8 protein-coding genes and 5 pseudogenes are annotated in these 9,811 nt (G+C 53.0%); 10 read left to right on the top strand and 3 right to left on the bottom strand.

The window, feature by feature from the left end:
• Together ACSZO4_RS22940 and ACSZO4_RS22935 are read left to right on the top strand one after the other, a co-directional pair.
• Positions 1–93, top strand: a pseudogene (locus ACSZO4_RS22940) (IS5/IS1182 family transposase); the annotation flags it as partial.
• A gap of 6 nt (positions 94–99) precedes the next feature.
• Positions 100–168: pseudogene (locus ACSZO4_RS22935) on the top strand (helix-turn-helix domain-containing protein); the annotation flags it as partial.
• 201 nt (positions 169–369) lie between these two features.
• Here ACSZO4_RS22935 and ACSZO4_RS22930 read toward each other — a convergent pair.
• Positions 370–546, bottom strand: a pseudogene (locus ACSZO4_RS22930) (transposase); the annotation flags it as partial.
• A 699-nt stretch (positions 547–1,245) separates the two neighbouring features.
• Here ACSZO4_RS22930 and ACSZO4_RS22925 point away from each other — a divergent pair.
• From ACSZO4_RS22925 to ACSZO4_RS22900, 6 genes are read left to right on the top strand one after another with little or no spacing between them, the layout of a single operon-like run.
• Complete coding sequence (locus tag ACSZO4_RS22925) at positions 1,246–2,580, top strand: extracellular solute-binding protein (protein WP_437891361.1); 1,335 nt, start codon at positions 1,246–1,248, stop codon at positions 2,578–2,580.
• Between the two features lie 5 nt (positions 2,581–2,585).
• On the top strand, positions 2,586–3,503 hold the full coding sequence (locus ACSZO4_RS22920; protein WP_437891359.1) for a carbohydrate ABC transporter permease: 918 nt from the start codon (positions 2,586–2,588) through the stop codon (positions 3,501–3,503).
• Entirely contained in the window at positions 3,503–4,351 is an 849-nt protein-coding gene (locus ACSZO4_RS22915) for a carbohydrate ABC transporter permease (RefSeq protein WP_437891357.1), read from the top strand. Before ACSZO4_RS22920 ends, ACSZO4_RS22915 begins: the two co-directional genes overlap by 1 nt.
• A 20-nt stretch (positions 4,352–4,371) precedes the next feature.
• Positions 4,372–5,451 (top strand): ABC transporter ATP-binding protein, encoded by a 1,080-nt coding sequence (locus tag ACSZO4_RS22910; RefSeq protein ID WP_437891356.1) that lies wholly within the window; start codon positions 4,372–4,374, stop codon positions 5,449–5,451.
• Entirely contained in the window at positions 5,451–6,986 is a 1,536-nt protein-coding gene (locus tag ACSZO4_RS22905; protein WP_437891355.1) for a sulfatase, read from the top strand. The genes ACSZO4_RS22910 and ACSZO4_RS22905 overlap by 1 nt, the downstream gene beginning before the upstream one ends.
• A 55-nt stretch (positions 6,987–7,041) precedes the next feature.
• The gene (locus ACSZO4_RS22900; RefSeq protein WP_437891354.1) at positions 7,042–8,496 is read left to right on the top strand and encodes a sulfatase family protein; all 1,455 of its coding nucleotides are present in this window, start codon (positions 7,042–7,044) and stop codon (positions 8,494–8,496) included.
• Here ACSZO4_RS22900 and ACSZO4_RS22895 read toward each other — a convergent pair.
• Positions 8,483–8,611, bottom strand: a complete 129-nt coding sequence (locus ACSZO4_RS22895) for a hypothetical protein (protein ID WP_437891363.1) — start codon at positions 8,609–8,611, stop codon at positions 8,483–8,485. The two genes, ACSZO4_RS22900 and ACSZO4_RS22895, sit on opposite strands and share 14 nt — an antisense overlap.
• Before the next feature lie 91 nt (positions 8,612–8,702).
• A pseudogene (locus ACSZO4_RS22890) lies at positions 8,703–8,843 on the bottom strand (hypothetical protein); the annotation flags it as partial.
• Positions 8,844–8,863: 20 nt separating this feature from the next.
• Between ACSZO4_RS22890 and ACSZO4_RS22885 the strand changes: the two are divergent.
• A pseudogene (locus ACSZO4_RS22885) lies at positions 8,864–9,547 on the top strand (IS630 family transposase); the annotation flags it as partial.
• A gap of 34 nt (positions 9,548–9,581) precedes the next feature.
• The coding region (locus ACSZO4_RS22880; protein WP_437891353.1) for a hypothetical protein at positions 9,582–9,811 on the top strand (230 nt) is incomplete at its 3' end.

Genomic DNA, 9,811 nt, shown 5'->3' with positions numbered 1-9,811 from the left:
ATTGCAACACGTTACGACAAAACGGCGAGGAATTATCTTTCAATGGTCAAGCTGGGTTGCATCCGATTGTTTTACAATAGGTTATGCAATTAAGGGACACTGCCTAGCCTCACGGAGATCAGCAAGCGTGTTGGCGTCAGTAAGTCCACTGTATCCCGGGAGGTCAGGCGCAACGGGACTGCTGGCGGTTATTCAGCAGAAGAGGCTCAGCGGTTGAGTGATGACCGGCGACGGCGGGCGGCGAAGCGCGTTATCAGCCCTGAGACGGCATTTTACGTTGAGAGAGGGTTATGCTGGAAGTGGAGCTCGGAGCAGATCAGCGCTATCTGTAAGCACATTGGCAGCGGCTCTGCCGCCGTTAATGCGACAGAGCCCTTTCAGGCGGGTCATCATGGAGACATCCATCCCGCCAAAGCGCGAGCGCCACTTATAGAAACTGGCATTGCTCATACCATACTCGCGGCACAGTTGAACCACCGGCGTTCCGGCCTCGGCTTGGTTCAGGATGGCCATGATCTGGTTGTCGGTAAAACGTGATTTTTTCATAGAAATCTCCCCGGTTCAGATGACGAGAAAATTCTACTTATGAACACGCCGGTTTTTCGGGGGGATTACCGCTTAGCGTTGCACTTCGAACTTAAATCCGTCAATCAATTATTTCACTAAGCATTGCAATAGTGTGAATATACGGTCGGTGAATATAAAATATTCATTTAAAACAGATAACTAACCTCTCTTTTTTTCAACATATTCATACAGTGCATAAGTTATGCTATCTAAGTTATAGACAGCGATTATTTCCGTAAGTTAGTTTCATCTGCATTACTGAATAGTTGCACCAGATACCGCTACACCTGCCATTTACAGATAGATGACATGTTGCGTATGGGCAATACATTTCAAGCTCGATGCAGAACGGTCAGACAGACCAAACAGCCCTGATTCCTTTCCCTGCATGGACTGTCCGGGTTTCCGCCAGCCTTCAGTGGTTTTTGCAGAGCTAAGGCAGGCGGCTTAGGCTGCGTCCCTTAACCTCCCTGCATACCAAAAGATTCAGTAGGAATCTTTTCCGGAATGTGATTTCTGGTTGAGTATTGAGCTATTCCGGACGTTCTTTATAGCTTAAGAGAATTTTTTGCACTGCCATACCAATGCTGAACTGTACAAAAAATAGTTACGGGACACAGCCTGGCGTTGCAGTTCGAACTTGAATCCGCGGACTTATAACCTGGGGAGTAAAAACCTGTGGCAAGAAACCATTTTTTTCGTATTTCCGGTGCGGCGATATTAACCATGCTGGCGCTACCTGCTTTATCCACCGCGTATGCAGCCAACGTTAAAATCGTTATCAACCAGTCGCCGTGGCTCGATGGTTTCAAAAAAACGGTCGAAAAATACAATCATGACACCGGGAATAACATCAGCATCGATGCGGTGCCCTACAGCGGATTACTCGATAAAATTCGCAGTTCTGTGCGGGCTAAAGACGGCGTCTATGATATCACGATGATTGATATCAACTGGTTAGGTGAGTTTTACGGCGGCGGTTTTCTGACACCTATTAAAAGCATTGAGGCCAGTTATCACCTGCCAGAACAAGTCCTGACATTTGGTGATGCGCTTTACTGGAATAATGCGCGCAAGGTCTTCAATAAACAATCCGGCGATCTCTATACCTTCCCGGTGACCGCGAATCCGCAGCTGTTTTATTATCGCAAAGATATTTACCAGAAAGCCGGGCTGACCCCGCCGAAAACCTGGGAAGAATTAAACGAAAACACAAAAAAACTGCATAAGCCGCCGCGTCAGAATGGCTTCCTGATTCGCGGAGGCCCACAGGATATCGTTTTTGATATTTCACCCTTCCTGCTCTCTGTCGGAGGTGGGATATTTAAGAACCCGCGCGAAGGTGACTTTAATATCATTCTGAATAGCCCGGAAACACTGCGCGGACTTAAATACTATATTGCCATCGCAAAAGCGGGTTACAGCAATCCTGGCGCATTAACCCAAGGGGAGCTAATTCAGCTTTTCTCCACCGGAAAAGCCGCACAGGCGAATATTGTGGCGGCAGGTCGCGGTCCGTTGAGTAACCCGGATAGCTCCATAGTTACGGATAAATATGGCGTCACCGTTATTCCGCATCCGGTCGGCGGAAAGGGCGTTTATGCCGCCGGGCACTGGGTTGGAGGTATTCCGCAGAATATTCCGGCGGCGAACAAGCAGGCGGCTCTGGATTTCTTCAAATGGTATGAAGAGCAGGCCAACCAAGTGTACCTGTATGAAGCCGGCGGCGTACCGGTCCGTTCCGACCTGGTGGGGGTGGCGAAAGATCCGCTCAACTTCTTGCCCGCGCTAACAGAAGCCACCGACAAGGCGCAGATTATCAGTCCGGTTAAAGAGTCCGCCCAGATTAACGCACTACTGGGACTCCAATTGTACAAGGCGCTGAGCGGCGAACAGTCGGCAGAAAAGGCGCTCAACACCGCCGCGCATCAGGTCTATCAGTTGCTGTCAGAGGCGGGTTATCAAACGCAGCTGCCGCCGGACCTGCCGGATGACGCCTCAAGCAAAGGATAATCACCATGTCTGGACAACCGCTTTCCGTGTCCCGCGCCATTTCCCCGTCACGGCGTCAGCGCCGAGATCTGTGGCCGTGGCTGGCGCTCACACCGCTGATTTTCATTGTTGCTGCGCTGATGGTCACTCCGGTGCTCCATCTTGTCAGCCTGATCACTCAGGACGTGAGCTGGCAGGACGGGCGCGCCGTCACCCGTTTTGTCGGGCTGGATAATATTCGCGCCTTTCTTGCTAACCCCTATTACTGGACGGGGCTGGTCAATACGCTGGCGTTTTCCGTTATTGCGGTGACGCTGCAGGTGGTCATTGGTTTTGCGCTGGCGCTTGCAGTCAATGATATGAAGAAAGAGCCGCGATTACTGACCACCATACTGCTGCTGCCGATTGTGATTTCTCCCATCGTGATCGGAGCGATGTGGCGACTAATCCTTAATAACGATTCCGGGGCGCTAAATGTGGTGCTGAGCCAGCTGGATATCGTACCGCCCGACTGGCTGGGAACACCTTCGCTGGCGTTTCTTTCTGTGATTGTGGTCGATGTCTGGCACTGGACACCATTCTCCTTCCTGCTGCTGTTAGCCGGTCTGAAAGCGCTGCCCCGCGAGGTGCTGGAGGCCGCACAACTGGATGGCTGCAGCCGCTGGCAGCGTCTGCGTCTTGTCATTTTACCCATGATGTGGCCCGCGTTATTGATAACCCTGATGCTGCGTATCATTTTCTCATTCAAGGTCTTTGATGAGATCTACCTGCTGACTAAAGGCGGGCCAGGCACCGCCACCGAGATGGTCAGCTACTCCATTTATCGCGCTTTCTTTATTGAGGATCGCGAAGGGCTGGGGGCGGTGATGTCCCTGTTCACCTTCTTCATTATTGCCCTTTTGATGGTGGTATTGATCAGTCTACGCAAGCGGAGGATAAGCTGATGCTGCTATCACTGCGCAGGCGCGCCCGGCTGTTTACGGCTGGCCGTGCCGCCGCAATTACGTTGTACGCCGTACTGGTGCTGTTTCCTTTTATCTGGTTATTGAGCACCGCCTTTAAAAAGCAAATCGACATTCTGCTTGCCCGTTTTGTGTTTACGCCAACGCTGGATACTATACGTGAGCTGCTGTTCGATCCCGGTTCGATGTTCATCCCGTATTTCGTCAACAGTGTGGTGATTACGCTGACGACGACTGCGATTATTGTTGCCGTGACGCTTCTTTCCGCATACGCGCTGACCACCGTGCGCAATCTACCTTCCGCGCTGAGTGCAATCCTGCTTGGCTGGTGCATGCTGTTCAACCTGCTGCCGGTGGTGACCTTTGTCGGCTCTTGGTTCAATATCTTCCGCCAGCTCGGTCTCTACGACACGCGGATTGCCATCATCATCGCCAGCGTGACGGCCTGGCTACCCATGGCGCTGTGGCTGGGGGTGACCTTTGCCCGAGAGATCCCCAAAGAACTACTGGATGCCGCCTGCGTGGACGGCTGCAGCCACTGGCAACGTTTTCGCTTTGTCTTTGTGCCTCTGATCAAATCCGGCATGACTGCGAGCACGATTCTGGTGTTGCTGTTTGTGTGGAATGACTTCCCGATAGCGCTAATCCTAAGTTCGGAGCAGGCGCGAACCCTGCCCGTGTACATCACCGCCTTTTCGCAGAATGAACAGATTCGCTATGCGGAAATGTCCTCTTCCTCTCTGCTGGTGTCAATTCCAGTACTGCTGCTGCTCGTGGTGGGCCAGCGTTTTATCGTCAAAGGATTACTGTCCGGCGCCGTGAAATCATGACATTAGAAAAGGAAAATCCAATGAGTGCGGTTGCCATCGAAAACGTCGATAAGAAATACGGCATTGTCACGGTCTTGAAGAATATAGATCTGCACATCGAAAAGCGGGAATTCATCGTCCTCGTCGGCCCCTCGGGCTGCGGAAAATCCACGTTGCTGCGGATGATTGCCGGGCTGGAAGAGGTCGACAATGGGCGGATTCTGCTCCAAGGAATCGATATCAATGAGATACCCGCCAGCGAACGTGATATCGCCATGGTCTTTCAAAGCTACGCACTCTATCCACATATGAGCGTGGCGGAAAACATGGGGTTTTCGCTCAAAATAAAAGGGGTGACGAAGCAGGAGATTGCCGGGCGGGTTAACGCTACCGCCGATGCGCTGCAGCTTACACCGCTGCTAGCGCGCCACCCGCGCGAACTCTCCGGCGGTCAGCGTCAGCGGGTGGCTATTGGTCGGGCAATGGTGCGAAATCCCGAGATCTTTTTGTTCGATGAGCCGTTGTCGAACCTCGATGCCAAGCTGCGGGTGGATATGCGACTGGAGATCAAAAAGCTCCACCAACAGCTGGATGCGACGATGATCTACGTGACACACGATCAGATTGAAGCCATGACACTCGCCGATCGTATTGCCATTATGAATCAGGGGCGCATCGAACAAGTGGCGACTCCGCTGGATCTGTACGACCGCCCACGTAACCTGTTTGTCGCCTCGTTTATTGGTTCGCCAGAGATTAACCGCGTACCCGGTCGCATTTCTGACGACGGCGAAAGTTTTATCAGCGACTCCGGTCTGGTTCTGCCGCTGGCGGATAACCTAGCGTATCTTGTCGGAAGGGAGCTCATTTACGCCATCCGTCCGGAACACTTTGTCCTCAATTCTGCTGATGGCCTGCCCGCGGAGGTTGACGTTACCGAGCCCACCGGCGTGGAAACCCTGGTCAACGCCTGTCTGGGCGGCAAAACCCTGACCTGTACCTTCCGCCAGCGGCTTGAACTCGAGTCTGGCGACAGCATCCGCCTGTTGCCGGATGTGCGCCACATCCATCTGTTTGATGCCGAAACCGGCGAAAGAATTCCCCTGACTAAGGAGCAATAATGCGTACCGTCTTCCTGCTGTTTGATTCATTGAATAGGCTGGCCCTATCGCCTTACGGCGGCCAGCATGTGCCAACACCTAACTTTGACCGTCTGGCGCAAAGCTCGGTTGCGTTTGATCGTCACTATGTCGGCAGCATGCCTTGTATGCCCGCCAGACGTGATATGCAGACCGGTCGCCTGAGCTTTTTGCACCGCAGCTGGGGGCCGCTGGAGCCATTTGATAACGCTTTCCCCGAGCTGTTGTATCAGCAGGGGGTCTACAGCCATCTGATCACCGATCATAACCACTATTTCGAAGATGGCGGGGCGACCTATCACAACCGCTATGACTCGTTTGAATTTATTCGCGGCCAGGAGGGTGACCCGTGGAAGGCGATGGTGCAGCCGCACTGGGAGCGCCTGCGGGAAAAATACCATCCCTCGCAGTTCTCAAGTGGGCGCCAGGATTTAAAAGCGCGCAATATCATCAACCGGGAGTACATCCGTGAAGAGAAAGACTTCCCCTCTGTGCAATGTTTTGCCCGTGGCCTAGAGTTTCTGGATACCAACCGTCATGCCGACAACTGGTTCCTGCAAATTGAAACCTTCGACCCGCATGAGCCGTTTACCGCCCCGGAGCGTTTTTATAATGTGATTAACACCGACTGGACCGGGCCGGTTTTTGACTGGCCGCGCTATGGCCGCGTCGATGAATTACCGGAAGAGTGCGAGGAGCTGCGCGCCAATTACTATCGGTTAATTGCGCTGTGCGATTCGCTGCTCGGCGACGTGCTGGACTATTTTGATCAACACGACCTGTGGAAAGATACCGCGCTGGTGCTGTCCACCGACCACGGTTTTCTGTTGGGCGAACATGACTTTTGGGCGAAAAACCGCATGAATATGTACGAGGAAGTGGCACATATTCCGTTGTTTATCCACCACCCTCAGTACGCGCACTTTGCCGGGCAGCGCAGGCAGGCGCTGACCCAGACGCCGGACCTCGCCGCCACCTTCCTTGATATTTACGGTGCGAAACGCCCGGCGGAGATGCAAGGGCACTCGCTGCTGCCGGTCGTTGCGCAGGATCGGGCGCTGCGGGAGGGCATTCTCTTTGGCTATTTCGGCGGGGCGGTCAACGTGACCGATGGCCGCTATACCTACCACCGCTACCCGGAAAACCTGAGCGAGCAGGAGATTTTCCAGTACACACTGATGCCAACGCATATCACCGCGCGTTTCAGCACCGAAGAGCTGGCGGATACCACGCTGGCCGCGCCTTTCACATTTACCAAAGGCGTTCCGCTGCTGAAAGTGCCGGTTATCGATACCTCGCCGATGTACAACAACTATGGGCCGGGTTCGCTGCTGGAAAAAGAGACCCGCCTATACGATCTGGCTGAGGATCCGGGGCAGCTCACGCCGCTGCACGATCTGGTGGTTGAGCAGCAGCTTAGCGAGTTAATGGGGGATTTGATGGCGAAAAACGATGCACCGCCGGAAGCCTTCGAGCGGATGGGATTAGCGCCCCAGGACGTTTCTTCTGAAGTTTAATCCACGATTCGACGGCCGCGCCAATGTGCGGGCGATAAACAGTAGAGGATACCCCATGATTCAACCGAATATTTTATGGATATGTACCGACCAGCAGCGTTGGGATACGCTATCCTGCCTCGGAACTCCCGGCGCAAAGACGCCCCACATTGATAACCTTGCCGCCGCCGGAGTGCTGTTTGAACGCGCCTATGTGCAAAGCCCAATCTGCACCCCCAGCCGTGCCTCGTTCCTGACCGGAATGTACCCGATTGCGCATCAGGTACAGCGCAACGGCAATCGCGGTTTTCCCGAACACCTGCATCTGTTACCTCGTTCATTTCAACAGGCGGGATATCGCACAGGGTTGATTGGAAAGCTGCATCTATCCGCCAGCCAGCAGAGCATGGAACAGCGGCCAGACGATGGCTACGATGAGTTTTACTGGAGCCAACATCCGCACCCGGACTGGTCGGAAGGTCACGATTACCAGACGTGGCTGGAAGAAAAGGGAGTTGATCCGCAGTCGCTTTACGCCCACGCGCATGGCGCGATGTATCAGGGCGTTGCGACGGAGTTTCACCAGACCACCTGGGCGAAAGAGCGGGCGCGAGAATTTATCTCCCGGCATCAGCAGTCTCCGTGGTTCCTCAGCATTAACCTTTACGACCCACATCCGCCATTTGATCCGCCGCAGGACTATTTGCAGCGTATTGATGCGGATGCCATTCGCCCACCGCTGTTTGCAGAGAGCGATCTAGACCATCAGGCGCGCTTTACGCGGGTCGACCAGCAGACCAAAAAGGCTGTCGATCCGAACGTGGCGGTAGAGGGGGAAAGCCTGCAAGGCAGCCATGATACGCCGCCGGAATTCTGGGACGCGAAGGCAATCCGCGCGGCCTATTTCGCCATGATAGCTCTGGTGGACGATATGGTCGGCAGCCTTACCTCGTTGCTTGATGAGAGTGGGCAGCGGCAGAATACGCTGGTTATCTTTATGAGCGATCACGGGGAGATGCTGGGTGATCACGGTTTACTCTACAAAGGCTGTCGCTTTTATGAAGGGCTGGTGCATGTGCCACTAATTGTCTGCTGGCCGCAGGGTTTTGCGCCACAGAGGCGTTCAAATGCCTTAGTCGAGTTGGTTGATATTCCTGCGACGTTGCTGGAAAGCGCGAGGATAGCATTACCGGCGCATAACCAAGGACAATCGCTGTATTCTTTGCTCAGGGGCGACAGTGCACTACATCAGCATAAGCCTTATGTGCTTTCTGAATATTTTGACGCACTTGGATTTCCCGGCAGCATCGGTTCGCGCGCTAGTATGTATTTTGATGGCCGCTATAAGCTGAATGTGTACCACGATGCAGAAGAGGGGGAGCTGTTCGACTTAGATAGCGATCCGTTTGAATTTAATGACCACTGGCACGACCCGCAGTTTAATCAACTGAAGTTACAGCTTATTCAAAAACATTTTGCCGCCATAATGAAAGTCAGCGGTGCAGGGCCAGAGCGAATCAGTGATTTTTAGCCCGCCGACGGGCAGAACGAACAGAGATAACGCTTCTGGCGGCGGCGACTTCTTGAGTCGCCCCTTTGTTGCTATTTTTCATATAGAGAATGACCTGTTTGTCGGTAAGAGACACAACATCTCCATGATTGAGTAGGTTGTGATCTCAGATTACAAACCGGACAAAATAATTGTCGCGAACCGGCCAGATTAATTGTCGTCAGATACTCAAAGGATTGTTGCCGGGCCGTCAGTTCCCAGGCGATTCTGGCCAGCTTGTTTGCCAAGGCGCAGGTCACTACAAAATTATTTTTTCGCAGCAATAATCCTCTGACCCAGTCGGCAAGCCTGCCTGTCCGGTACTCTAACGATGGCTCCGGTTCCTTGTTTACCCAGTACAAACAAGTGGCTTCACCGCCATGGTTTTTCCTGGAAAAAGCCGACAGGCGTTCCGCATAAGTTCAGCGAAGAGAAACAGCAGCAGTTCATGGCTGAATATGAGGCTCTGAAGCTGACGGCGGGTGATAAAGAACCCATTCTGTTTATGGATGCGGTGCATCCCACGCAGTCAACAAAACTGAGTGGTGGCTGGATACGCCGGGGTGAGCGCAAACCGGTTAAGACAACCGGCAGCCGCACACGGATGAATATTATCGGGGCACTCTGTCTGAACGACATCGCACGGACAGTGACCGGCGATTATGCGCAGATTAATGCCAGAACCATTTGTGATTTTTTTATCGCCATCCGGCAGACTTACCCGGTCAGGCAGAGAGTACATCTCATACTGGATGGTGCGCCGTATCACCGGGCCTCGCTGGTGCAGGACTGGGCGGTGGTGATGAATATTGAACTCCACTACCTGCCCCCCTACAGCCCGAATCTGAATCCGATAGAGCGGTTGTGGAAGGTGATGAATGAGCATGCCCGAAACAACCGTTATTTTGCCACAGCGAAGGCCTTCCGGACGGCAATAAACGGATTTTTCAGCGATACCCTGCCAGAGATAGCGGGGAAACTGAGCTGTCGAATCAATGATAATTTCCAGACACTTAAACCAGCATCATTGTGATGATTGGTTATATAAAAATCCCAAGGAATACAAGATGAATGATGGTATGAACCGCCGTACCTTTATTATTGAACTTGCCGCTCTGGGGGCGTTTGCGGCAATGCCTGCAACCTCCGCACAGGAAGCCAAGGAAAATCATATAAATGCAATGATGGCATCAGACCCTGATGCGCCTAAAGTATCGATGCTTATCTATCCCAACATGATCGCTCTTGATTTAATAGGCCCAATGACCGTATTTAAAATTATGCGGTGGAACATGCA

It is taken from the genome of Phytobacter sp. V91, from assembly GCF_965644225.1.
Classification (GTDB): domain Bacteria; phylum Pseudomonadota; class Gammaproteobacteria; order Enterobacterales; family Enterobacteriaceae; genus CBFFRJ01.
The sequence above is the reverse complement of the archived record's forward strand: the minus strand, read 5'-3'. Positions and strand labels throughout refer to the sequence as shown.